Origin of the sequence: Tianweitania sediminis (assembly GCF_017813335.1) — a bacterium.
Classification (GTDB): Bacteria; Pseudomonadota; Alphaproteobacteria; order Rhizobiales; family Rhizobiaceae; genus Tianweitania; species Tianweitania sediminis.
The window spans coordinates 77140-100253 of the sequence record NZ_JAGIYY010000006.1 but is presented as its reverse complement, the minus strand read 5'-3'; the positions used below and the strand labels follow the sequence as shown (position 1 = coordinate 100253).

The 23114-nt window shown below is 61.1% G+C and carries 22 protein-coding genes and 1 tRNA gene; 9 read left to right on the top strand and 14 right to left on the bottom strand.

Annotation, left to right across the window (positions count from 1 at the left end):
* Positions 1-44: 44 nt before the first annotated feature.
* The 11 genes from J5Y06_RS16265 to dctP all read right to left on the bottom strand — a co-directional run bounded on the left by J5Y06_RS16265 (position 45) and on the right by dctP (position 11193).
* Complete coding sequence (locus J5Y06_RS16265) at positions 45-1070, bottom strand: sugar ABC transporter substrate-binding protein (RefSeq protein ID WP_209336235.1); 1026 nt, start codon at positions 1068-1070, stop codon at positions 45-47.
* 54 nt (positions 1071-1124) lie between these two features.
* The gene (locus J5Y06_RS16260; RefSeq protein ID WP_209336234.1) at positions 1125-2093 is read right to left on the bottom strand and encodes an ABC transporter permease; all 969 of its coding nucleotides are present in this window, start codon (positions 2091-2093) and stop codon (positions 1125-1127) included.
* A gap of 197 nt (positions 2094-2290) precedes the next feature.
* Entirely contained in the window at positions 2291-3295 is a 1005-nt protein-coding gene (locus tag J5Y06_RS16255; protein ID WP_209336233.1) for a DUF7064 domain-containing protein, read from the bottom strand.
* 13 nt (positions 3296-3308) lie between these two features.
* A complete protein-coding gene (locus tag J5Y06_RS16250) occupies positions 3309-3734 on the bottom strand; it encodes a MaoC/PaaZ C-terminal domain-containing protein (RefSeq protein WP_209336232.1) in 426 nt (141 codons plus the stop codon).
* Positions 3735-3745: 11 nt separating this feature from the next.
* Entirely contained in the window at positions 3746-4948 is a 1203-nt protein-coding gene (locus J5Y06_RS16245; protein WP_209336341.1) for an acyl-CoA dehydrogenase family protein, read from the bottom strand.
* A 5-nt stretch (positions 4949-4953) separates the two neighbouring features.
* Positions 4954-6573, bottom strand: a complete 1620-nt coding sequence (locus tag J5Y06_RS16240) for an AMP-binding protein (protein WP_209336231.1) — start codon at positions 6571-6573, stop codon at positions 4954-4956.
* Positions 6574-6598: 25 nt separating this feature from the next.
* A complete protein-coding gene (locus J5Y06_RS16235; RefSeq protein ID WP_209336230.1) occupies positions 6599-7072 on the bottom strand; it encodes a hypothetical protein in 474 nt (157 codons plus the stop codon).
* Entirely contained in the window at positions 7069-8154 is a 1086-nt protein-coding gene (locus J5Y06_RS16230) for a phosphotransferase family protein (RefSeq protein ID WP_209336229.1), read from the bottom strand. The genes J5Y06_RS16235 and J5Y06_RS16230 overlap by 4 nt, the downstream gene beginning before the upstream one ends.
* Positions 8151-8705 carry a TRAP transporter small permease gene (locus J5Y06_RS16225; RefSeq protein WP_209336228.1) on the bottom strand — a complete coding sequence of 185 codons (555 nt, stop codon included), beginning with the start codon at positions 8703-8705 and terminating at the stop codon, positions 8151-8153. Before J5Y06_RS16225 ends, J5Y06_RS16230 begins: the two co-directional genes overlap by 4 nt.
* A gap of 1 nt (position 8706) precedes the next feature.
* Entirely contained in the window at positions 8707-10023 is a 1317-nt protein-coding gene (locus tag J5Y06_RS16220) for a TRAP transporter large permease (protein ID WP_209336227.1), read from the bottom strand.
* 72 nt (positions 10024-10095) lie between these two features.
* Positions 10096-11193 carry a TRAP transporter substrate-binding protein DctP gene (gene dctP, locus J5Y06_RS16215; RefSeq protein ID WP_209336226.1) on the bottom strand — a complete coding sequence of 366 codons (1098 nt, stop codon included), beginning with the start codon at positions 11191-11193 and terminating at the stop codon, positions 10096-10098.
* Between the two features lie 79 nt (positions 11194-11272).
* Here dctP and J5Y06_RS16210 point away from each other — a divergent pair, with 79 nt between their 5' ends.
* Complete coding sequence (locus tag J5Y06_RS16210) at positions 11273-12091, top strand: TetR/AcrR family transcriptional regulator (RefSeq protein ID WP_209336225.1); 819 nt, start codon at positions 11273-11275, stop codon at positions 12089-12091.
* Complete coding sequence (locus J5Y06_RS16205; protein ID WP_209336224.1) at positions 12088-12597, top strand: VOC family protein; 510 nt, start codon at positions 12088-12090, stop codon at positions 12595-12597. The genes J5Y06_RS16210 and J5Y06_RS16205 overlap by 4 nt, the downstream gene beginning before the upstream one ends.
* Here the strand turns inward: J5Y06_RS16205 and J5Y06_RS16200 are convergent.
* The gene (locus tag J5Y06_RS16200) at positions 12594-13463 is read right to left on the bottom strand and encodes an SDR family oxidoreductase (RefSeq protein ID WP_209336223.1); all 870 of its coding nucleotides are present in this window, start codon (positions 13461-13463) and stop codon (positions 12594-12596) included. The genes J5Y06_RS16205 and J5Y06_RS16200 overlap by 4 nt on opposite strands.
* Positions 13456-14661: an acyl-CoA dehydrogenase family protein gene (locus J5Y06_RS16195; protein WP_209336222.1), complete on the bottom strand. Its 1206-nt coding sequence runs from the start codon at positions 14659-14661 to the stop codon at positions 13456-13458. The genes J5Y06_RS16200 and J5Y06_RS16195 overlap by 8 nt, the downstream gene beginning before the upstream one ends.
* Positions 14662-14855: 194 nt before the next feature.
* Here J5Y06_RS16195 and J5Y06_RS16190 point away from each other — a divergent pair, with 194 nt between their 5' ends.
* The 7 genes from J5Y06_RS16190 to J5Y06_RS16160 all read left to right on the top strand — a co-directional run bounded on the left by J5Y06_RS16190 (position 14856) and on the right by J5Y06_RS16160 (position 21853).
* The gene (locus tag J5Y06_RS16190; RefSeq protein WP_209336221.1) at positions 14856-15638 is read left to right on the top strand and encodes an enoyl-CoA hydratase-related protein; all 783 of its coding nucleotides are present in this window, start codon (positions 14856-14858) and stop codon (positions 15636-15638) included.
* Between the two features lie 5 nt (positions 15639-15643).
* Positions 15644-17464: an acyclic terpene utilization AtuA family protein gene (locus J5Y06_RS16185; RefSeq protein WP_209336220.1), complete on the top strand. Its 1821-nt coding sequence runs from the start codon at positions 15644-15646 to the stop codon at positions 17462-17464.
* Positions 17461-18948, top strand: coding sequence for an acetyl-CoA carboxylase biotin carboxylase subunit (locus tag J5Y06_RS16180; RefSeq protein WP_209336219.1), 1488 nt, complete (start codon positions 17461-17463; stop codon positions 18946-18948). The genes J5Y06_RS16185 and J5Y06_RS16180 overlap by 4 nt, the downstream gene beginning before the upstream one ends.
* Positions 18949-19452, top strand: a complete 504-nt coding sequence (locus J5Y06_RS16175; RefSeq protein ID WP_209336218.1) for a biotin/lipoyl-containing protein — start codon at positions 18949-18951, stop codon at positions 19450-19452.
* 6 nt (positions 19453-19458) lie between these two features.
* A complete protein-coding gene (locus tag J5Y06_RS16170) occupies positions 19459-21066 on the top strand; it encodes an acyl-CoA carboxylase subunit beta (protein ID WP_209336217.1) in 1608 nt (535 codons plus the stop codon).
* A gap of 1 nt (position 21067) precedes the next feature.
* A complete protein-coding gene (locus J5Y06_RS16165) occupies positions 21068-21667 on the top strand; it encodes a 2-hydroxychromene-2-carboxylate isomerase (protein ID WP_209336216.1) in 600 nt (199 codons plus the stop codon).
* A 96-nt stretch (positions 21668-21763) separates the two neighbouring features.
* A tRNA-Ser gene (locus J5Y06_RS16160) sits at positions 21764-21853 on the top strand.
* A 297-nt stretch (positions 21854-22150) separates the two neighbouring features.
* Here the strand turns inward: J5Y06_RS16160 and J5Y06_RS16155 are convergent.
* On the bottom strand, positions 22151-23113 hold the full coding sequence (locus tag J5Y06_RS16155; protein ID WP_209336215.1) for a hypothetical protein: 963 nt from the start codon (positions 23111-23113) through the stop codon (positions 22151-22153).
* Position 23114: the final 1 nt, after the last annotated feature.

Genomic DNA, 23114 nt, shown 5'->3' with positions numbered 1-23114 from the left:
ATCCAGCGCGACAGAGCCGCGCCGGGTGAGTCATCGAACGATGGTCAGCCGCCGCTTGCCTTGAGTTGCTCAAGCGTCCAGCAGGAACTTGCGTTCATGTTGTCCTTGGTAATGACCTTAAGCGGTGTGTAGAGAGCGAAAGGTGCGCTGCCGGGCTCCGGCTCCGTCTGCAGCAGGATCTTCACGGCAGCGTTCAGATCCCGCGCCTGCCCCGGCACGTCATAGCTCACATATGCGTCGAAGCTGCCGTTCTCGATGTTGTCGCAAGCCGCGGCCTGAGCACCGCCCCCCGAAGACACCATAAAGATCTGGTCGTTCATCCCGGCCTCTCGAATGGCTGCCGCGGTTCCGCCGTCCTGGCCATCCCAGACACCCAGGATGCCGCAAAGATCCGGGTTCTGCTTCAGGATCGTTGACGTGATCGCCTGAGCCTTAGCCGGATCGAAATCCGCGGACTGCTTGGCAACAACCTGGATCTCTGGATGTTCGGCGAACACGTCGTCGAAAGCCTGGTTGCCAATCACGATGGTTGGCGTGGCGGCTTGGCCCGTGATGATCGCAATCTTGCCGTTCTTGCCCGAATCCTTTCCGCAGGCCTTCACAATTTCCTGCGCCTGCTTATAGCCAAGCTCATACCAATCGGTGCCCACAAAGGCGTCGCCGTTCGTCACCGATTTCATGTTGATCTGCACCACGTTGATGCCGGCCTTCATCGCCTTGGGAACGATGCGGTTGTAGGCCTGCTGGTCCAGCGGATGCAGGATCAGGACGTCCGGCTGATCCGAAATGAAACCGTTCGCAGCTTGCACGCCCGCTTCCACGTTCCAGTTGGGGTCGCGAATGTCGACGGTGTAGCCGAGCGCTTTCGCTTGGTTCTGCAGGCCGGCATTCCAGCCTTCCGTCAGGTCGAAGCCCATCGACAAGGGCACGAAGGCGACCTTCTTGCCCTTCAGCGCCTCATAATAGGTCTTGGATTGGCCGTCGTCATATGGCTCGGACATGGCCATGCTTGTCGCGCTGGCCAATGCGGCCACCGCGAAGATCGCCTTCAAAAGCTTCTTTCCAGTCATTTCATGTTCCTCCCAGATCATGCTTTGCTCGGTCTTGCAGGCCCGTGGATCGCGTCAGATATCCCCGTGCTGCGCGGTCTGCTCGTCGCGTGGATTGAGCAGCGTGTCGGCCACGATCGCCAGAAGCAGGATCGTGCTCTTCAAGATGCTTTGGACGGTGTAGGTGAGGTTCATGATCGTCATCCCGTTCAGCAGGATGCCGATCAGAAGCGTGCCCACCACGACGTTGCGGATGCCGCCCTTGCCTCCGGACAAGCCGATCCCGCCGAGTACCACCACGAGGATCACGTCGTAGACCATCGTGGACAGGGCGAGACGTGTGTTGATGCCGGACAACGCGGTGGCCATGACGATGCCGGCGATCAACGCGATGACCGAAATGATGATGTATTGAACCAGCATCATCGGCCGCACGGGAATGCCGGTAATTCGTGCCGTCAGCGGGTTGTCACCCATCCCGTAGATGAAGCGGCCGAGTTTGGCATACCGCAAGAAAAGGTAAGCCGCCGCGGCGACAAGCGCGAACACGATCACCGGAGTTGGGACGCCAAGCACCCGTCCGCTTCCGATGCTGTAGAACCAGGCATCCGTGCGGGTGATGTAGACGGCGTCGATCGGCGCCAGATAGGCCTTGCCGAAGCCATAGACCACGATACCCATCGCGAGCGTCGCAAAGATTGCGGGTATCTCCACATAGGCGATCAGGAAACCGTTGATGGCGCCGATAACAACCACAAGGGCAAGCGCGCACAACAGCGCGGCCCAGATGGGCATTCCGCCGTTGATCAGATTGAGCAGCCAGGCCACGGATACGGGCATGGTGGATAGGATCGAAAGATCGATGCCACGCCCGATGATGGCGATCGCCATGCCGACACCCAGAATGCCCAGGATCGAGACGTTCTGGACCAGGGAAAGAAGGTTGTCAGCGGACAGGAAGCCGTTCAGCGTCACTGAAAACAGGATAAACAATCCCGTCGCGATCATCAGAACGATGCGTTCTTGGCTCAGGCCATGCGCCATAGGTGCGGTCTCCTCCCCACCACCAGCAGCTGATCGCCATCATCAGCTTGTTAAATGAATTAAGTTCAGTCCGGCACTGATTTGTCAACGACGATATATTCGTTGGCCTAGCTATACTACGTCAGCTTGGGATAATTCCTTTCGGAAGCAATTTCCGTCCCTCGCGAACTGATAATGAGCATCGCTCATCATCCACCTCAGAGTGGATAACCCGACAGCTCTCCGTCTTCGATGCGCTCGATATACTCCGTCATGCCGTGGCCTACTTGATCACCCCAGCTGAAGCGCGTGTACCCTTCGGCAATGCGCGACACGAGAACTTCGCCGTCGCTTTTGCGGCGATTGCGTAAGGGAGCGAGGCGCAGGATTTCACCGTCGATGCGTGACTTGCGCTTGGCTGTCAGCACACCCAGGCGCACGCGGGCGGGATCCTTTTGATCGGTCCAATCCGTCGAAACGTCCAGATCGAGGATCTCCTCATACTCGCCGTCAACCAGCAGCACTCCTTCCCGGCGAACACGGCCCTGCTGATCCGTGATCTTCAGGAGCATGAAGCCATCGCCATTTGGAAAGTTGGCAATGAACAGGCGGTAGAAATAGATCACCTGCCAATAGCGCGGCCCCCAGGAATGGTCGCGCCAGCCTCGGCCGTCAATCGGCCAGGTCTCGTCACCGACGCGGATCTCGCCCTTGACCCGACCGTGCTGGTTGAAATGACCAAGCGAGAAATCGCGGCCATACATCGTTTGCACGGAATCGTCCGCGGGTTCGCCACCGTGGATGGGTGACTCGGCTTCATGAACCCAGCTGACATGGCCAGGCAGGCGCGGGCCGGTTGCGAACAGTGCCTGCGGTTCGCGCAGGGAGTTCGGATCATCCACGATGATCAGGTCGCCTGAATAGGTCATGGACACGCTGCGCAGCGGATCGATGACCTCATAAGAAAGGCCGCCGGCATCGAAGCCGTTGTTGGCGGTGATCGGCGGGCGCTTGAACTGGCAGGCAATGCGCCCATCCGGCAGGTACAAGCAGACGGAAAGTTCCGCATGACCTTCATTCACGCGGTTGCCGAGCCGCATCCAGCCGCCGACGTTGTTCTTCGTGTCGAAGCCGTTGGTGTAAACGCTTTCGTTGAAGTTGGTTGAAGTGTCCGGCTGGTGCATGAACTCATGTTCCGGCCGCATGATGAACTTGCTGCTCATTGATCCCCGCCCCTCAGTCTGTGCGTACGACGACCTTCATGCGGCCGCGCTGGATGGTTTCGGTTCGCTGGTTGACCACCTCGAAGGCGTATGTCGCGAGACCGCGGCCGGGCTTCGAGGTCGCACGAAGTTCCTCGACCGTGACGCGCGAATGGATCGTGTCGCCGATTTTCACGGCGCCGCTGAAGTCCCAACTGATGTTCACCAGTCCGATGACGCGCTCGCCGAACAGGCCGGTGTGCGTCGCCATGCCGATCGCAGTTGCCATCGTATGCGGCCCATGTGCAATGCGCGTGCCATGCGGAGTGGTTTGGGCGAACGTCTCATCGATGTGGATCGGCGTGAAATCACCGACCAACCCGGCGAAAAGGTTGACGTCACCCTCGCCGATCGTACGACCCGGTGTTGTGACGGTTTGCCCGACCTCAAGCTGTCTCATGTCCGTGGTTCTCATGCAGTGCGGGAAAGTTCGAAGCGCGCCAGCGCCTCGCGGTGGACTTCGTCCGGGCCATCGCCGATGCGCAAAAAGCGCGTTTCCGCAAAGGCTTCAGCAAGAAAGAAATCCTGTGACAGCCCTGCTCCGCCATGAACCTGGATGGCGCGGTCGATAACCGCCCCGGTCAAGGTCGGCACCACGATCTTTGCGACAGCAATCTCGTTGCGCGCTTCCTTGTTGCCGAGCCTGTCCATGGCCCAGGCAGCCTTCAGCGTCACGAGCCGAGCCTGTTCGATCTCGCAACGAGACAAGCCGATTGCCTGGCGTACGCCGCCCATGTCAGACAGGGTGGAGCCGAACGCGAACCGGTTTTTGGCGCGTGCGCACATGATTTCCAGCGCGCGCTCAGCAAGACCCACGAAGCGCATACAATGGTGGATGCGGCCTGGTCCCAGGCGCCCCTGAGCGATCTCGAAGCCGCGCCCTTCGCCAAGCAGCATGTTTTCCGCTGGCACGCGGACGTTATCGAAAACGACTTCAGCGTGGCCGAGCGGCGCATGCTCGTAACCGTAAACGCTTAGCGCCCGCTCGACCCGGACCCCCGGCGCGTTCATCGGCACCAGGATCATCGACTGCTGCTTGTGTCTGGGCGCAGTGGGATCGTTCTTGCCCATGACGATCGCCACTTTGCAGCGCTCGGACGGTGCCCCCGTCACCCACCATTTGCGACCGTTGATGATGTAATCGCTGCCATCCCGCTCGATCCGTGTCTCGATGTTGGTGGCATCCGAGGATGCGACGCGTGGTTCAGTCATCGCGAAACAGGAGCGGATTTCGCCTTCCAGCAGCGGCTTCAGCCAGTGCTGCTTTTGCTGCTCCGTGCCGTAGATCGCCAAGATCTCCATGTTGCCGACGTCAGGCGCGTTGCAGTTGAAAAGCTCCGGCGCGGCCAGGGAGCGGCCCAGAACTTCGCAAAGCTGCGAGTATTCATAGTTCGTCAGCCCCTGCCCTTCGGGCCCGTGGTTATAGAAAAGATTCCACAGTCCCTGGGCCTTCGCTTCGCGCATGAGGTCCAAGGCGAGCGGCCGTGGCGCCCAGCGCGAGCTTTCCGGAGGGGGCGCAAGCAAGGCCCGCTCGTTGGGGTAGACATGCTCGTCCATGAAACGGGCGAGGCGCTGCTTTAGCTCGCTCGCATGTGCAGGCAGTTCGGCAAACATAATGCTCAAGCCCTTTTCTGGCCGATCTTCTCGCGCTTCACCGTGATGCCGGCCTGTTCGCGATCCCAAACGCCGGCGGTCAGCGCGTCCTGCCGCAGCTTCACCTTTTCGACCTTGGAGGTTGGTGTGCGGGGCAGCGCATCGACGATGCGCACGTAGCGTGGAATCATGAAGTGGGCCATGCGAGGACGCAGGAACTCGATCAGTTCGGCCGGGTCGAAGTCCACGCCCTCCTTCAAGGCGACCACGGCCATCACTTCATCTTCGGCAATCTCGCTTTTAACCGCCACGGCCGCGGCTTCCTTCACCGCAGGATGCGCGAGCACCTCGGATTCGACCTCAAAGGACGAGATGTTTTCGCCGCGCCGCCGGATTGCGTCCTTCAGGCGGTCGACGAAGAAATAGTTGCCCGCTTCATCGCGGCGGAAGCCATCGCCGGTGTGAAACCAGCCGTTGCGCCAAGCGGCGGCGGTTGCCTCGGGATTGGCGGCATAGCCGTGGTTCAGAGCCCAGGGGCAGTCCGTACGCACCACCATTTCCCCGACCTGCCCCACCGGCACTTCGCAGTCGTTCTCGTCCACGATCCGCACCTCCACGCCCGCACGCGGCCGGCCAGCGCTGCCGAGCGCCGTCGGATTGGGTTCGGACACGATCGGCATGCAGATCTCGGTCATGTTGAAGTGGGTGTGGATGTCCGTGCCGAACCGCTCGTGGAACTGCGGTGCCGTGTCGTTGAGCGGCACATAGGTGCAGGTCCGCAGAGTGTGGTCCTTGTCGTCGCCGAGAGGCGGCCGCTTCAGGAGAAAGCCCCCCATGACTCCCAGCAGGATGACCGTTGTGATGCCGTGGCGCCGGACGGTCGGCCAGAAGCTGTCCGTGTCGAAGGCGTCGACCATGACGATGGAACCGCCATGTACGAGCATGGCGGTGACCGGCATCACCCCGCCCGAATGGAACATCGGCAGGTTCACCATGTAGCGGTCGTTTTCGTCCAGGAAGGGCGCGGCGGCAGCCATGCTGTAAAGGTGGCAGTAAGACGACATCACGCCCTTGGAAGGCCCGGTCGTTCCGGACGTGAAGATGATCGACTGCATGTCCCAGGGCGCGATTGGGCGCTCCAGGTCCGGAGGTGTCTCGTTCTCGCTTTGCATCGCATCGGATGACCGCACCGAGAGGCCCGCCACAGCCTGTGCTTTGCCGCCGAGCACCACGATCTCCTGAAGCGGCCCCAGTTCGACCTCGCCCAGCCGTTGGTGCAGGTCGGCGTGCACGATGCCGAGCCGTGCTTCCGACAGCTTCACCGCATGGCGCAGAAGATTGCCGCGATAAGAAAGGTTCAGCGGCACGAAAACAGCGCCGAGATAGTTCAAACCCATCCAGACGCGCAGGCACTCGGCGCCATTGGGCAGCCAGCACATCACGCGCTCGCCTTGCTTCACGCCGAGATCCCGCAAAGCGTTGGCCGTGCAGATGGCTTGCCGCAGCGTTTCGCGATAGGTCCATTGCTCGCCATCGGCGAAGATCGCGAAGATCTTGTCCGGCTGTTCCGCAGCCCATCGTTCCAGCATGTAGCGCTGCACGCACGCTTCAGGCGCGGGCATTCTTGGGTCGATGTTGTAGGCCATGGGCTCCTCCCCCCAAAGATGCCTGTCAGGCCTTTCGAGCCTGAACTCCGCCGCTTGCAATCTCGGCAAACGATGGTTTGCGCGTGGTTCTCATCGCGGTGCTGGCTTCGTCATGCAGATGTGCCTGGATCAGGGCGATGGCGTCCGCAGATCGAGCTTCGCCGCGCGAGGGCCAAAGCGCTGCCAGCGCGTTGCCAAGGCCGGCATCCAACTCGGCTTTGAAAGCGAGATAATCACCCGCAGTCTGGCACTTGCGGTGTGCCGGAACATCGATCGCTTTTGGCGCAACGGCCGCAATCTTCGAAAGCAGCTCGTGTTTGACTTTCACAAGCGCTGCCAGCGGCGGTGTTGCCCAATCGATACGAGGTTCGATGTTGTTCAGAAGATCAATGATCCCTACCGCCTGGCCGCGGGCATAGGGATCCTGCACATGTGGGATCACGTCGGTCCGCAGCGTCGCGATCATGCCTTCGATCAGCCGGGACAGGGGGATGTTCATGCCGCCCGCTCCATCGCTGACTCGACTTGAAGCAGCATGCGCGGGATCTGGGCGGCCATCCCAGCCATGCGCAGATCATTGAAGCCGCGGCGTGCGAAGCAGTCGGTGGCCCCGTAATGCATGACGGCGAGCTTGAACGTGCCGAACGCCTCCCAATAGGCCATGTCGCTGAGCCTGGCTTCACGGCCGGTCAGTGCGCTGTAGCGATCACGCAGTTCTTCCCGCTCGAAGAAGTGGCACATGTAAGGGGATCGTCCGCGCCAGGCTTGAAGGCACACCCAGCCGAGATCCTCCATCGGATCGCCTAGACGCACCAGTTCCCAATCCAGGATGGCCGTGATGCGGCCTTCGATTTCCAGGAAATTGCCGATGCGATAATCTCCATGGGTGATGGAGATACGCTCCGCGACCGGTGCGTTTTCGCGCAACCACAGGGCGGCCAGTTCTAGGAGTGGCACCCGTTCGGGGGACCATTGGCCGAGCAGGCCCAGCCAGTGATTGACCTGCGCAACCGCGGTTGTGCGCACGTCCCGGATGCCTTCGACGGCTGCGACGGGCGTGTCCTGCCAGGCGAAATCGTGCAGCGCTGCCAGAGCCGACACGAACTGCTTGCCGAGCACGACGCGTCTTTCCTCGTTGAACGCCGGACCGCCATCGTGGGTCCAGGGGATCGGAGCTTCGCCCGGCACGAGATCGCAGACGAAGAAGGGCGCGCCTAGCACGGTGACGTCATCGCTGTACCAGTACACCCGGGGTACAGGCACTGCGCTGCCTGCCAGGGCTTGCAGCGTCACGAATTCCGGAAAAGCGCGATAAGGTCCGAAAATTCCGTTCGGTGGTCCAACGCGAAGAATGAGTTCACGCTCCACTTTCTTGCCGCCATCGATCCAGTTCGCGCGAAAGCCGTAGGTCACCCAGGAAAAGCCAACGGTGAAGCGCTTCAACGGACCGATCGTGATCGCCTCGGCAGAATGCAAGAGGTACCCGGTTAGCCGTTCGCGCACCTGCTCTGCGTTGAAGGCGTCGAACACCGGCATGGGCTGCTCGGTCTGTTCCTGGCTTTTTGCCTGGAGCCTGGTCATACCGCGCCGCTTTCTGTGGCTCCGAGCGGGGCCGCCATCTCTTCCAGGCCAAACATCGCCCGCACGTAGTGATAAAGCGTTCGCCCCATTTGCAGCAGCATCAGGGCGACCGCGAGTGGCATGGGTACAAGCACAGGCCAAAGCGGCAGGTAGCTGGCGCCGATCTGCATGGTGCGACCCGAAGCGAAGCTCGCCCACGTGAACTTGGTAACGTACCAGAGGAAGACGGCGTATAATCCCACTTCCACGAGGGTCACGAAGGCTGCCAGAAAAGCGCGGCGGCGTGGCGGCTGCGTGTCGGCCAGTGTTTCCAGGCGAGGGAACATGCCTTCGCGGTGTGCAAGGGGCAGTCCCCAGAACACGAGAAGAGGAAAGATCACGCGCTCGACGATGTTGTAGGCGCCGGGGATCAGGTCCATGTGGAGGAAGTAGCGGCCGGCCACGCTGATCACGGTTACCATCATCATGATGAACAGCATGGATCCCGCGCCTGCGGCAGCGAGCCACCATTCCAAGACCCCAACGGATTTCCAGAAGCGCATTGCCGTCATCTCAGTTCAGGTGGCTCGGCAACCAGGTTGCGATTTCGGGAAAGGTCATCATCGCGATCACCACAACAAAGGCGGCAATGGACGAAAACACCATGCAAGGCCGAAAGACGGGACCGGCTGGGGTTCGGGCGGCCGTTGCTGCGGAAAAGGCAACAAGGCCGACTGGCGGGGTGAGCAGGCCGAGCGAGATCACGAAGCAGGTCATGACGCCGAACCAGATCACGTCCACGCCCGCCGCCTGCACCATGGGCATGATGATCGGGATCGCGAGCACGATCGTGGTGACTTCTTCCAGGAAGGTTCCTGCGATGAAGAGCCCGAGCATAAGGACAAGGATGAGCATGGTAGGGTTGGCGACCAGCGGCTCTGCGAAGTGCAACAACTCAGTCGGCAAGCGCGAGAAAGACATGAACCGCGAAAAGATCTGCGCCGCGATCATCAGGATCAGCAGCATCGCGGTGACCTTCACGGAGTCAACCAAGGCTGCCGCGATGTCCCGGAAGCCGACGCGACCCATGGCGACCATGCCGACAAAGGCTGCGAACGCTCCGAGGGCACCCGCTTCGCCGACCGTGACCACGCCACCATAGATGCCGCCGAATACGACGAACATCAGGATGATGACGAACAGGAAGGCACTCACCGCACGCGGCGTCGCGCCCTCGCCTCGTTGCTCGGCGACCGAGAGGGCAGACCGTGCGGCTGCCTCTTCATCGATGTCGCCGAGAAAATACAAGCAGCCGACGTAAACGAGCATGCACAAGACCGCCGGCCCGATTGAACCGATGAAAAGATGCCCGATGGGTACTTCCGTCAATGAGCCATAGATCATGATCAGGAGGCTCGGCGGAATGATTACGGACAAGGAACCGGCGATTGCCGTGAGCGCCACCGAGAAGGGTCGGGTGTAACCGACGCGCTGGAGTTCCGGACCGGCCAGCGTTGCCAACGCCGCTGCGCTGGCAGTTCCTGAACCGGACACCGCGCCCAGTAGCCCGCCCGTGAGAAGCGTCGCTACACCGAGCGGAAAACGACGGTACCCGGCGAGTCTGTGCCCTACGCGATAAAGGTCCACGATGACGCCGCCCTTCAGCAGCAGTTGCGCCATGAACAGGTAAAGCGGGATGATTGAAAGCGTGTAGGTAGAAGCGGTGTAGAACGCGTCCTGCGCCAGAATGCCGTTGAATACGCCGGGACCGACCCAAAGGAAGATGCCGACGATTCCGGCACCCAGAAGCACCGTGGCAACCGCCTGCCCGGCAAGCAGGAAGACGATGATCCAAAGCCCGATGGCCCAGATAATCAGATCCTTGGACACGGTTGTTTTACCTGTTCTGAAAGGAGTGAAACGAGGTCAAGTGGGCGCCGGCAGAAGCCGGCACCCGGAGAATTACTTCGCCAGGTATTCGGCGACGCCATCCGGCAGCTTGCCGCCCTCGGCCTGGATCAGCTCGGCGTAAAGCTTCGCCGTTGCGCGGGCTGGATGACCATTGGCTTCCGTCCGCTCGATCCATGCCGTCCAGGTGTCCGCCGCAGCCTTGTCGATGTGCTGCTTCATGGCTGGCGACAGGTCGTTGATCGACACGAAGGAGCCGCCATCATCCTTGATGGACGCTTCCTTCACCGTGTCGACGCGGCTTTCCCATTGTTCGGCGTTTGTGAGGGCGATCTCGCGCGCGGTCTTGTCCCAAAGCTTCTGCTGCTCTTCCGTCAGCTCGTTCCACATCGCGTCGCTGACGGCGAGGTAGCTTTCCCAATGCCCAATCGAGACATCCACGATTGAGTGCCGCATCACCTGCTGAAGCGAATAGGAAGGCCAGTCGGAGATGGCGATCACCAGCCCTTCGATCGTGCCGCGGGATGCCGCCTCGAAGGCAGCGGAACCCGGCATGGTGACAGGGGTGGAGCCAAGCTTCTCGAGCATGATGGTGTGCAGGGCCGAACCAGCGCGCAGAGGCACACCCGCAAAGTCGCCCGGCTCCTTCAGAACCTTCTTGGCCGTAGAAATCGAATAAGCCGCCGTCGCGCCGAGAGCCCAGGCGTGGATCCCTTTGCTCGAAATCTCATACTCGTAGAACGTCTTTCCGTCTTTCAACTCCTGGTCCGAATCGAGGAGCTTCTGGAAGGCACGCGTCACCATCGGCGACGTCGTTCCGTAGGTCGGAAGCTGCGTCACGTCGGAAAGGGGAAAAAGCCCCTCGTGGTAAGGTGCCAGGAGTGGCGCGGCAACCTGGATCGTCCCGCTGGTGAGGCTGTCGAGTTCGCGCCCAACGGCGCTGAGCTCGCCGGCATAGAAGCGGGTGAAGGTGATGTCGCCATTGCTGGCCTTTTCAATGGCATCAGCAAATGGGTCCATATGCGCGCCGACCCAAAGGTGCGGCTTGCCAAGCGCGGTCGAGATAATGAATTCGGCTGCTTGCACCGGCGCTGAGAACAGCGTGCCCAGCAGCGCAGTCGCGGCAACAAGAGAACGAGCGTGTTTAATCATCAGTTTCCTCCCAGGGATAGCTGAACAATTCGAGGCTGAACCTCGACGGAATGGATCAGGAAGCAGCCGGATAGGCGGCGTGGAGCGATCCTTCACCCCTTCTGCGTGGGTGCTCCTCCCGGACCGTCTCTTGAAGACCCACGCTAGCGGAAAACGCGCGCTTGTAAACAGAAATGAATCCCGACTCATAATTCATTTCGATTGCTTCATTTCGCATGCGACCGTACCCTTGCTAGTCATGAGCACTTCCCTCAAACTCGCTGCAGATGACGATACAAACCCCCCAGGGCGTAGGCCGGCGCGGCTGACGCGGGCGGAAAAGGCAGAAGCCACGCGGCAACGGTTGTTTGATGCCGCTGTGCAGACCGTGGGCGAGTCGGGGTATGCGGCTGCCTCGATTGCCGCCATCACGGCGCGAGCAAAGGTGGCGCAGGGAACGTTTTACAATTACTTCGAGTCGCGGCAGGACCTGCTCGACCAATTGCTGCCCTCGATCAGCAGGCGCTTGCACGCGCTGGTCCGCCAACGCGTGTTGGAAGCGCCGGACGATGCTATCGAGCGGGAAAAGGCACGCCTCAGCGGCTTCTTTGAGTTCCTGGAAAAGGAGCCGCACCTCTTCAAGATCCTGAGCGAAGGCACGGTGCAAGCGCCGCGCGGCTTTCGCATGCATCTGGAGATGCAGTCGGCCAGCTACCGTCGAGCTCTGGAATATGAACGCCTTCGCGGCAATCTCCTGATCGACGATCCCGTTGAGATGGACATGCTCACCCAGATGCTGATTTCAACGCGCGAGTATCTGAGTGGCCGCTTCTGCTTCGAAGACGGGCAATATGTCCGTCCGTCCGCCGGGGTCGTCGAAACTTATGTCAAGCTGCTGCAAGGGAAGATCTTCAAGTGACGGACCACCATTCCGAACGGCAGCTGGGCGACATCCAGTCGTTCTTCCACATCAATGTCAATTGCACCGACCTCGACCGGTCGCTGGCCTTCTACAACCTGCTCGGCTTCGAACTGGTGGCCGACTTCGCTGCCATGGGTGATCCTGATTTTGGCACCATAGGGCTCGCGCCGGTGCTCCGCCTCCCGGCTGACGTCGACGGACGTGCTGTCCTTCTGATGCCCAAGGGCCGGCGCGACGGAACACGGCTTGATCTGATCGAGTGGCGTTCTCCCAAGGTTGTCGGAGACGCGCGTGCGAACCTCGCCCAGCCCGGCGTTGGTCGGATCTGCCTCCGCACGCTTGATGCCGTGGCGTTGCATAAGCGGCTTGTTGAAGCCGGGTATCAGCCCTATAGCGAAGCTCTTCCGATCCGCATGGGTGGATCGGAGCTGATGGTCTTCTGCGTGGAAGATCCGGATGGGGTCGTGATCGAACTGATGGAGTTCGTCAGGCCCGCAGGCTAATCGGCCTGCTTGAAGTAGTCGGGCTTCCCAGTGGTCCAGGTCTCGCCCCAGTGCTGCGCGCCCCCATCGATCGTCAAGAGATCGCCGGTGATAAACTTGCCGGAGGGGCCACCAAGATAAACGCACGCTTCGGCAATATCCCAGGCGTCGCCGACGCGCATAGACGGGTTGGAGCTTGGATATGCCGCACGCGCTTCGGGAGCGTAGACTTTCCAGCCTTCCGTTTCGATTGCGCCCGGCGCGATGCAGTTGATGCGGATCCCGAGCGGCGCCCATTCCACGGCAAGGTTTTGGCTCAAGCTGATAACTCCGGCCCGCGCCGCAACCGAATGTGCCACGCCGTAGAGCCCGCCCGTCGTCACAACAACGATGTTGACGATGCTGCCAGCCTGCCCGGCATCGCGCCATTTGCGCGCCGCCGCTTGCATCATGAACCACGTCCCGTTGAGGTTCGTGTTGATGACGGCGTTCCAGCCCTTTACCGAATAATCAATGGCCGCTTGCGGAAACTGGCCGCCGGCAGAGTTCACCAAAATATCGAGGCGACCTTGCTCGGCCCAGACTGTGTCGAAGAATGCGGCAACCGCATCCGGATCGCGCACATCAACCGGATGGCCGCTGCATTTCAGCCCCGCCGCCTGAAGCGCGTTTGCGACAGCGTCGATCTTTTCCTGGCTTCGGCCGGATATCACGACATGAGCGCCCAATCGGGCAAACAGCCAGGCGGCTGCACGTCCGATGCCACCGGCGCCTCCAGACACCACAACCACTTTGCCATTGAAGGAGTTGGGGGCAAAAACGGTCGAACGTGTCGCGAGCGCCTCGTCGTCGAGCCCGAAGGTCCCCGCTTCTCGCGCGTCAGTCACGCTTCATGCCCTTCAGGAGCTCGCCCGAGATGATCATCTTGCGCACTTCCGTCGTGCCCGCGCCGATTTCCATCAGCTTGGTGGAGCGGAACAACCGGTTGATCTCGGACTCCCAAATGTAACCGCTGCCACCATGCACCTGCACGGCCAGATCCAGAACCTTGTGGGTGGCTTCCGCGGCATACATCACTGAAGCGGCGGTGAGCCGGTGGATGTCGCCGCGACCGCCCTCGCCAATCTCGACCTTGGCAGCCGCAGACAGGGTTCGGTAGGTGAAGGTTCGCATGGTCTCCACATGCACATACATGTCTGCCAGCATCGACTGCACCATCTGAAACGAACCGATCGGCTTGCCGAATTGCTGCCGCGTCTTGGCGAAGTCCACCGTCAGTTCGAGTGCGCGCTCGGCAATGCCGAGGCACAAGGGTGAGATCATCGCGCGCTCGAGATCGAGCCCGCTCATCACGACCCTGACCCCCTCGTTTTCTTCTCCCACGCGGTTCGCCGCGGGCACCCGGCACTCTTCAAAAAGAAGCTCGGCCGTTTGGCTGCCTCGATAGCCCATCTTCACGAGCTTCTGCGCGACTTTGAAGCCTGGCATGTCCTTTTCGACAATGAAGGCTGAGATGCCGTGCGGACCCTTTTCGCGATCGGTCTTGGCGTAAACCAGAAGCACGTCGGCGACCGGTCCGTTGGTGATGTAGATCTTACTGCCGTTGAGGACGTAGTGATCGCCGTCACGCCGCGCCGTGGTGCGCATCGAGCCCAGCGCGTCGGACCCTGCACCGGGTTCGGTCAAGCCGAGAGCGCCGATTTTGCGGCCGGCGCAGAGGTCCGGCAGATAGCGCCGCCGCTGGTCTTCATTGCCGTTGCGATAGATGTTGTTGGCGCAAAGGTTGTCATGCGCAACCCAAGCAAGCGCCATTGCGTGGTTCCAGCGCGCTAGCCCTTGCAAAACAAGGCCGGCCGCGAAGAGATCAAGGCCGGCGCCACCGAACTCCTCGGGAATGGTGATGCCGAAAAGCCCGTTGTCTCCGATCTTTGGAAAAGCCTCGTCCGGCCACCATTCCTCGTTGTCCATCCTCTCGGACAAGCCATAGAGCTCATTGCGGGCAAATCGATCCGCGTTGTCCAGGATCATCTCGTGGTCGGCATCGAAGTCGAACAGGTTCGGCTTCTCGTTGCGTATCGCGTCCAAGGCGTCCTCCTCCCGTGCGTCCCGCGTCCTCTTCTCATAATGAACAGATTTCATCAACAAACAAGTCGTCGCCGAACCAGCGCTCCCTGTGGTCTAGACATTCCGGCAAAGTGACTGCCCCCTCCGCATCAGGGTTGTTGACAAGGCTGATGAATTCAAATCATTTGGTTGGGCTCACAGGTACTGGGGGAGTGATGAGCGAACCTATCAGCATTGAACGTCGTGGCGCCGTGCAATGGATCGTGATCGACCGCGAAGAGCGTCGCAACGCGCTCAATGAGAGGGTTGCGGCAGGCATCGCGACCGGATTGGATCTAGCGGAAGCCGATCGCTCCGTGCGCGCGGTGGTGCTCACCGGCGCGGGCACCAAAGCCTTTTGCGCGGGAGGCGATCTCCAGCCCGCCGCTGATGGAACCCCCTTCACCATCGATGCCGCGGATCCCCGTCACTATGTGGCCAAACTGCTCAAGCGCATGGATGCATGCCGGCTTCCGCTCATCGCGCGGATCAACGGTCATGCGCTTGCGGGCGGCTTCGGGCTGGTTTGCGCCTGCGACATGGCCGTTTGCACCGACAACGCCATGCTCGGCGTAAGCGAGGTCAAGGTCGGCCTCTTCCCGATGATGATCCTGCCTTATCTGCTGCGGATCCTTTCATACCGCCGCATGATGGAACTCTGCGTCACCGGCGAACCCATCACAGGGCGAGATGCCGTTGCAGAAGGCATCGTCAATTACGCGGTGCCTGCCGAAGACCTGGACGCGAAGCTCGATTGGCTTCTGGCACGCATCACCGACAAGTCGCCGACTGGCATCCGGCTGGGCAAACAGGCGCTCGGCAAGATCCGCGAAATGTCAACCGAAAGCGCACTTGAATACGCCCAGTTCATGCTGGCGAACATGGCACGGACGCAGGACGCCCGCGAAGGCTTCGCAGCTTTCGCCGAAAAGCGCTCGCCCCAATGGACGGCGGAGTGAGGTCGATGGGCAAAACAGTTCGCATCGGCTGCGGCGCCGGGTTTTGGGGCGACAGCCCCGAAGGACCGAAGCAATTGGTTCGCTCGGGCGCCATCGATTACCTCGTGATGGATTATCTTGCCGAGATCACCATGTCGATTCTCGCCCGGATGAAGGCCAAGCGGGCGGATATGGGCTACGCGACAGACTTCGTGACGATGGTGATGAAGCCGCTCGCGAAGGAAATCGCGGACAAGAAGATTCGCGTCGTGACCAATGCGGGGGGCGTCAATCCGGGAGCCTGTCGGGACGCGCTTCTCGCCGTCTTCAAGGAAGTCGGCGTCGATCTCAAGGTCGCAGTGGTAGAAGGTGACGATCTTTTGCCCTCGGCCGATCGCTATCGGTCAAACGGAACGCGCGAAATGTTTTCCGGCGCCCCCATGCCGGACAAGCTCGCCAGCATGAACGCTTATCTGGGTGCGTTCCCGATCGCCGCTGCCCTCGATGCAGGAGCGGATATCGTGCTGACCGGGCGTGTGGTGGACTCGGCCGTGGTGCTTGGGCCGCTGATCCATGAGTTCGGGTGGGGAGCGTCCGATTACCACCTCCTTTCCGCGGGAAGCCTTGCCGGACACATCATCGAATGCGGAACCCAGACAACCGGCGGCATCTTCACTGACTGGCGCGATGTCGAGGGCTGGGACCGGATGGGTTTCCCGATTGCGCTGTGCGAAGCCGATGGCAGCTTTGTTGTCACCAAGCCGGAAGGCACTGGAGGACAGGTTACCCCGGCCACTGTGGCCGAACAGATCGTTTACGAGGTCGGTGATCCCTGCCGCTACATCCTGCCGGATGTCTTGGCGGATTGGAGCGAGGTTGATCTCGAGCAAACGGCCGTTGATCAGGTTCGGGTCACCGGCGCTCGCGGGTCCGCACCAACCGACAGCTACAAGGTGAGCGCCACCTACGCTGATGGTTATCGTGCGGTCGCAACGATGATGATCGCCGGCCGCGAAGCGCCGGCCAAAGCCCAGGCGACCGCCCAGGCGATCCTCAAGCGTGCGTCGCGGCTGATGCAGGAAGAGGGCTTCGACGATTTTTCAGAAACGTCGTACGAGCTTCTCGGTAGCGAAACCAACTATGGCGCGCAGGCGCGTGGCGGCGCGGCCCGCGAGATCGTCTTGAAGATCGCCGTGCGCCACGCCAACCGCGACGCTCTGGCGATCTTCGCGCGTGAGATCTATCCGGCAGCCACGGCAATGGCGCAGAGCCTGACCGGCTTTGCCGGCGGTCGGCCCGAGCCGCAACCGGTGATCCGCTTGTTTTCTTTTCTGGCGCCCAAGGCCGACATCGCGGTTACTGTGCGCCTGGACGACGAGGTTCTTCCGATCGAGGTGTCGCTGCCTCCAGCACAGCCAGGTGCCTTGCCACCGCCGGACGAGCCTGAGATGCAGGTCGACGCGTCCCTGCCGCTTGGTACCGTTCCCTTGATCGCTTTGGCGCATGGCCGCAGCGGCGACAAAGGCGACATCGCCAACATCGGCATTCTCGCTCGCCATGCCGATTATCTTCCGTGGCTCCGCCGCAGCCTTTCGACGAAGGCTGTGAAGACCTACTTCGCGCATTTTGTGAACGGCGACGTCGAGCGCTTCGAATGGTCCGGACTGAACGGCCTCAACTTCCTTTTGCATGAAGGTCTCGGCGGCGGCGGCGTTGCTTCGCTTCGCCACGATCCGCAGGGAAAGGCGTTGGCGCAGATCCTGATGGACTTCCCCGTGGAGGTTCCCGCAGCCTGGCTGGAAGTCGGCGGACGGCTGGCGATGTGGAACCTGGAGGAAGCTGCATGACAGCCGCGCCGCTGTTCAAGAAAGTGCTGATCGCCAATCGCGGCGAGATCGCCTGCCGTATCATGAGGACCTTGACCGAGATGGGCATCGGCTCGGTCGCCATCCATCACCCAGTGGAAGCCCGCGCGCGTCACGTGACCATGGCCGACGAAGCCATCGAGATCACGGGCGACACCCCTGTGGCCGCGCATCTCGATATTCGGCAGATCATCGCCGCCGCGAACACCGCGGGTGCCGACGCCATTCATCCAGGCTATGGCTTCCTTTCAGAAAATGCCGCCTTTGCAGCGGCTGTGGCAGAAGCTGGCCTCACCTTTATCGGGCCAGATGCGCAAACCATCTCGCTGATGGGTGATAAGATTTCCGCCCGCAACTTCGCCGAAGCGCATGGCGTGGCGGTTGCGCCTTCCGTGATGCCGACGGACGACATCAACGACTTCATCGCCAAGGCCGGTGATATCGGCTTCCCCCTGCTGATCAAGGCTGCGGCTGGTGGTGGCGGCAAGGGCATGAACATCGTGCGGACCGCCGCAGACCTCGCCGAAGCTGCCCGCCTCGCGTCCAGCGAAGCCAAGCGGTACTTCGGCGACGGACGCGTTTACGCAGAAACCTATGTCGAGCGCCCTCGCCACATCGAGGTGCAGGTGCTGGGCGACGGACAAGGAAACGCCATCCACTTGTGGGAGCGCGAATGCTCCGTGCAGCGGCGCTTCCAGAAGATCATCGAGGAAGCACCAGCAGCAAACCTGTCCCCTGCCCTTCGCGAAGAGATCTGCGCTTCAGCGGTGCAGCTCGCACGGGCGGCCAAATACAAGAACGCCGGCACCGTCGAATACATCCTCGGCGCCGACGGCCGGTTCTTCTTTCTGGAAATGAACACGCGTTTGCAGGTGGAGCATCCGGTCACGGAGATGATCACCGGCCTGGATCTTGTGCGCGCGCAAATCGAGATTGCTGCCGGCAAGGGTCTGCCGATCGCGCAGGGCGACCTGGTGGAGAGCGGGCATGCCATCGAATGCCGGATCTGCGCTGAAAACCCTGACAACGACTTCATGCCTGAGACCGGCGTGGTGCAATATCTCGGCGTGCCTGAAGCGGACTGGCTGCGCTTCGAAAATGCGCTTCAGGAGGGCCAGAAGGTGTCGGCCGATTTCGACCCCATGCTGGCCAAACTCGTGGTGCATGGCAGCACGCGCTCGGACGCCGTTGACCGTTCTGTCGCCGCCCTGCACGACCTATCGCTCCTCGGGGTCACCACCAACATCGATTACCTCGCGCGTGTCCTGGACCATCCGGCATTCCGGGACGGAGATCTCCACACGAGCTTTGTGCAGGAGCACAAGCAGGCCCTCGCCGCGCCTCCGGCGACAGGGTTATCGCTGGTGCAGGCGCTTGCGGCTGCAGCTCTCGGTTACCGGGACTTTCAGGATCTCGCCCTTGGCACACCCGAACCTTATGCCGCGATTGGCGGCTGGAGGAACTGAATGAGCATTCGGCTTACAGTGGACGGCGTGGAGCACCATGTCACCGTCGCCCGGCGAAAACCGCATCTCGTCCTCCTGATCGACGGGGTTGAGCACGAGGTTTCGCGGACGCCGGCAATCGGCAACGGGCGCAACCTGATGGCTGTTGGTGGCCGGCGCGTTGAATTCGCCCGGGCCGAAGTCCCTGACAAGCAGCTCGTGCGGCTGGGCGGCCGGACCTTCGAGGTCGGCTTCGTCGACCCTTTCAGCACCGCGGGTGGAGGCGCAAGCGGCGCCGACGCCGTGAAGGCGCCGATGCCGGGCGCAATCGTTTCCCTGCAATGTGCGCCGGGCGATAGCGTCACGCGCGGCCAGCCTCTGGTCACGATCGAGAGCATGAAGCTGCAAACGACGCTTGCCGCGCCACGCGACGGAACAATTGCGGCCGTGCTGCGCAGCGAAGGCGACACCTTCGAGAAGGATGAGGTGATCGTCCGTCTCGAGCCCGAGAGCGAGAAGGTTTGAGGCCGCATGCGCAAGATCCAATCCATGATCAGCACCGCTTCAAGCGACTTCCGCCGCTTCGAAGCGCACAACAGGCAGGTCGTGGCTGCCTTTCGCGAACGCCAGGAAGCTGCCCGGCATGTGCGTCCGCAACGCGATCTCGACCGCCTCGCCAAGCAAGGCAAGATGCGGCCGCGCGATCGCATTGAGAAGCTGCTCGACCCCGGCACGCCTTTCCTTGAACTCTCGTCGCTTGCGGCCAACATGGCTTATGGTGGGGACAGCCCCTCGGCCAGTTCGATCGTCGGCATCGGCATCGTGTCAGGCCGCGAAGTGGTCATCCGTGCCGATGACCCGACGGTCAAGGGCGGAGCCTGGTATCCGCTGACGGCCAAGAAGATCGTGCGGGCTCTCGACATCGCCATGGAAAACAGGTTGCCGGTGATTCATCTGTGCGACTCCGCCGGCGGCTTTCTCCAGCTTCAGTCCGAGGTCTTCCCGGACAAGTACATGGCGGGCCGCATCTTCCGCAACCAGTCGATCCTTTCCAAGATGGGCGTGAAGCAGTTGGCGCTCGTTTTCGGCCATTGCACGGCGGGCGGCGCTTATATCCCCGGCTTGTCAGACTACAGCGTGATCGTGCGCGGCACTGGCGCCGTGTTCCTTGGCGGTCCGCCGCTGGTGAAGGCTGCAACCGGCGAAGAAGTCAGCGTCGAGGATCTCGGTGGAGCCGAGATGCACACCAGCGTATCCGGCACCTGCGATTACCCGGCGGCGACGGAAGACGAAGCCATCCATCTTGGCCGCGAAATCGTTGCGCAATGGGATCGGCCGAAGAAGTGGGAATGCCAGCAGGAGGCGCCGGAGGATCCGGCCTATGACCCTGCCGAGATCTACGGGATCATTCCCGATGACATCAAGAAGTCGTTCGACATGCGCGAGATCATTGCGCGCATAGTCGATGGCAGCCGGTTCCACGAATACCAGCCGAACTACGGCACGACGCTGATCTGCGGCTATGCGAATATCTGGGGCTACAAAGTCGGCATCCTCGCCAACAATGGCGTTCTCTTCAACGACTCGTCCCTGAAGGGCGGCCACTTCATCGAGCTTTGCAATCAGAACAACACGCCGCTGGTGTTTCTCCAGAACATCACCGGCTACATGATCGGCCGCGAGTACGAGCGGCGCGGCATCACCAAGGACGGCGCCAAAATGATCATGGCCCAATCCTGTTCGCGAGTGCCGAAATTCACCGTGATGTGCAACGGGTCCTTTGGGGCGGGCAACTACGGGATGTGCGGGCGCGCCTTCGACGGTCGCTTCCTGTTCACCTGGCCTAACCACCAGATCGGCGTCATGGGCGGCGACCAAGCCGCCAACACGCTCGCGGAAGTCAAGGTCAACCAGATGAAGCGCAACGGCGGCACGGTGGACGAGGCCGAGGTCAAGCGGTTGTGGGAACAAACCCGCCTCGCCTACCAGGAGCAGTTGTCGGCCTATTACTCCACCTCGGAGCTATGGGATGACGGAATCATCGACCCGCTCGACACGCGCAACGCACTCGGGATGGCGATCGCCGCATCCTTGAATGCACCTCTCGCCGAGCCCGGCTATGGCGTTTTCCGGTTCTGACATGGGCCCAATCGACTTCTTTTTCGATTTCGCTTCGCCTTACGCCTATTGCGCCGTGGACGAGATCGAACGCATCGGCGCGGAGTTCCAGCGGGAGGTTCGCTGGCAGCCCATCCTGATGTGGGCGGTGTTGAAGGCACACGGCATTCCGGCGCCCATGGATGTTCCGGCCAAGCGGCGTTACTTTCTCCACGACATGGAGCGGTCTGCCGCGTTCTACGGTTTGCCTTACCGGGAGCCGGTGAAACTGCCGTTGTCCTCGCACCTCGCCGCTCGTCTCTGGTACGTCGCGCGGGAAAGCGACCCGGATGCGGCAGCGCGCCTCGGGCGGCGTTTGTTCACCGCGTTTTTCGCGGAGCAGCGGGATATCCAATCCGAATCGGTGCTTGCCGAAGTTGCCAGCGAGTGCGGCATCCCAGCCGACGCAGTTCAGGAAGCGCTGAACGGACAGACCGGGCGCACCCTGTTGCAGGAGGCCGTCCAATGGGCGGTGGACCAAGAGGTGATCGGTTCACCCTTCTTTCTTGTCGATGGCGAAGGATTTTTCGGAGCCGACCGCCTGCCGCAGTTGCGCCGTTTCCTGGCCCAAACGACGCGCTGAGGCTTGCGCGTCGTTCTTAGCGAACGCAGAGGCAGCCAGAGGCTGCGGCGGACACGTTGACGCCGACCGGAACGCAGCTATAACCGCGCTCTGGTTGGAGGGATGGCCGAGCGGTTTAAGGCACCGGTCTTGAAAACCGGCGTGGGCGCGAGTTCACCGTGGGTTCGAATCCCACTCCCTCCGCCACTTGCCCCAGCGAAAGCGTTCTCCCGATCCGGCCGCGGCCGGATTTTTCCGTTGTTTTCGAGGGTTATGCGGGAGGGGCTGAGCCCTGGCCGCTGCGCCAAGGGGCTCGGAAGCGGTCTCTCAGGGCCGATATTCTCTGGACCTGTTGCCTTCGTCATTTCGGTGAAGTTTTTACAAGCACCTGATAAAACAAGGTTTTATCAGGTGTCCCGCTAAACACTTCAATTTCAGGGGCATTTGCCGCGTGGAACAGAAATCGAACTTTGCCGGGTGGCGACAGTGAAGAACCCGGATGAGCTACTCGCGCATGACCTTGTCCATTCGCCATGCGCAGTATGAACACATGCCCGCGTCATAGTTGAAGTCGTCTGGATTGAACTCCTCTCCGCACATTGAACATATCAGATCAGCGCCCGGGCAGAGGACGCAACCTTCTCCGTTCACCCAGCTTTCGCGATGGCATTCGGGACAGGTTGTGACTGGCGGTTCTCCGCCGTCCGTCATGGCGATGTATGCGTCGCTTGCCACAGACTCGCCGATTGCAGCCTCGAAAACATCCTCACGATCCAATGCCTCGCCGCACTCCGCGCAATCGATCTCCATTGCCTCGAAGCTCTGGTTGTCGGAATCAATCTGCCGAACCAGAGAGGATCCACAATTCGAGCACCTGAGTTCTGTGACCGCTTCAACGAGGGTCTCAAACTCCCAGTTCATGTGCCGGAACGATTCAGTGCATCTCACCTGCTGCTGATCAAAAACATCCTTATTCTCAAGAAGTGACTTCCAGACACCATCTCTGAAGAGGTGTGCGGGCTCTTCCTGAAGGTGCCCCACCAACAGCTGCTCGATGACTGGCATGGCCGAAGCAAGAGCTTCTTTCGCAATCGCAGGTTTCACCGTCATGAACAGATGCTCGACATCATTTCTGATCCGAGCAAGCTCCTGGAGCTTTGACCAGTTTAGATTGAGCCCCAGCTCCTTGAAACGCTCCTCGATCTGTTGTCGGTCAACCGTGTTCCGGTGTGGCTTCTTAGGCACCATGAGAACGCGGCCATCTATCTTTCGCGGAACAAGATCCTTGTAGATCAGTGAGCCGTCTGTTCCTGGCGGCGACTCGTTCCAAAGCACCTGTTTGCATAGCAGCAGGACGCCGGCGTAAAGGTTCCGGATGGCGGACAGCACACGACGCTCGTCGCCTGTCTGGTAGTCCTCAACTCCGAGCTCGATCGAAAGCACCGCGTTGTCGAGCAACTCCTTCATG

Coding starts and splice junctions, on each gene's coding strand:
- J5Y06_RS16155 (WP_209336215.1), bottom strand. CDS start 23,113: ATGAAGGAGTTGCTCGACAACGCGGTGCTTTCGATCGAGCTCGGAGTT.
- dctP (WP_209336226.1), bottom strand. CDS start 11,193: ATGATTAAACACGCTCGTTCTCTTGTTGCCGCGACTGCGCTGCTGGGC.
- J5Y06_RS16250 (WP_209336232.1), bottom strand. CDS start 3,734: ATGAGACAGCTTGAGGTCGGGCAAACCGTCACAACACCGGGTCGTACG.
- J5Y06_RS16225 (WP_209336228.1), bottom strand. CDS start 8,705: ATGACGGCAATGCGCTTCTGGAAATCCGTTGGGGTCTTGGAATGGTGG.
- J5Y06_RS16255 (WP_209336233.1), bottom strand. CDS start 3,295: ATGAGCAGCAAGTTCATCATGCGGCCGGAACATGAGTTCATGCACCAG.
- J5Y06_RS16230 (WP_209336229.1), bottom strand. CDS start 8,154: ATGACCAGGCTCCAGGCAAAAAGCCAGGAACAGACCGAGCAGCCCATG.
- J5Y06_RS16190 (WP_209336221.1), top strand. CDS start 14,856: ATGAGCGAACCTATCAGCATTGAACGTCGTGGCGCCGTGCAATGGATC.
- J5Y06_RS16265 (WP_209336235.1), bottom strand. CDS start 1,070: ATGACTGGAAAGAAGCTTTTGAAGGCGATCTTCGCGGTGGCCGCATTG.
- J5Y06_RS16235 (WP_209336230.1), bottom strand. CDS start 7,072: ATGAACATCCCCCTGTCCCGGCTGATCGAAGGCATGATCGCGACGCTG.
- J5Y06_RS16185 (WP_209336220.1), top strand. CDS start 15,644: ATGGGCAAAACAGTTCGCATCGGCTGCGGCGCCGGGTTTTGGGGCGAC.
- J5Y06_RS16170 (WP_209336217.1), top strand. CDS start 19,459: ATGCGCAAGATCCAATCCATGATCAGCACCGCTTCAAGCGACTTCCGC.
- J5Y06_RS16260 (WP_209336234.1), bottom strand. CDS start 2,093: ATGGCGCATGGCCTGAGCCAAGAACGCATCGTTCTGATGATCGCGACG.
- J5Y06_RS16175 (WP_209336218.1), top strand. CDS start 18,949: ATGAGCATTCGGCTTACAGTGGACGGCGTGGAGCACCATGTCACCGTC.
- J5Y06_RS16165 (WP_209336216.1), top strand. CDS start 21,068: ATGGGCCCAATCGACTTCTTTTTCGATTTCGCTTCGCCTTACGCCTAT.
- J5Y06_RS16245 (WP_209336341.1), bottom strand. CDS start 4,948: ATGTTTGCCGAACTGCCTGCACATGCGAGCGAGCTAAAGCAGCGCCTC.
- J5Y06_RS16240 (WP_209336231.1), bottom strand. CDS start 6,573: ATGGCCTACAACATCGACCCAAGAATGCCCGCGCCTGAAGCGTGCGTG.
- J5Y06_RS16180 (WP_209336219.1), top strand. CDS start 17,461: ATGACAGCCGCGCCGCTGTTCAAGAAAGTGCTGATCGCCAATCGCGGC.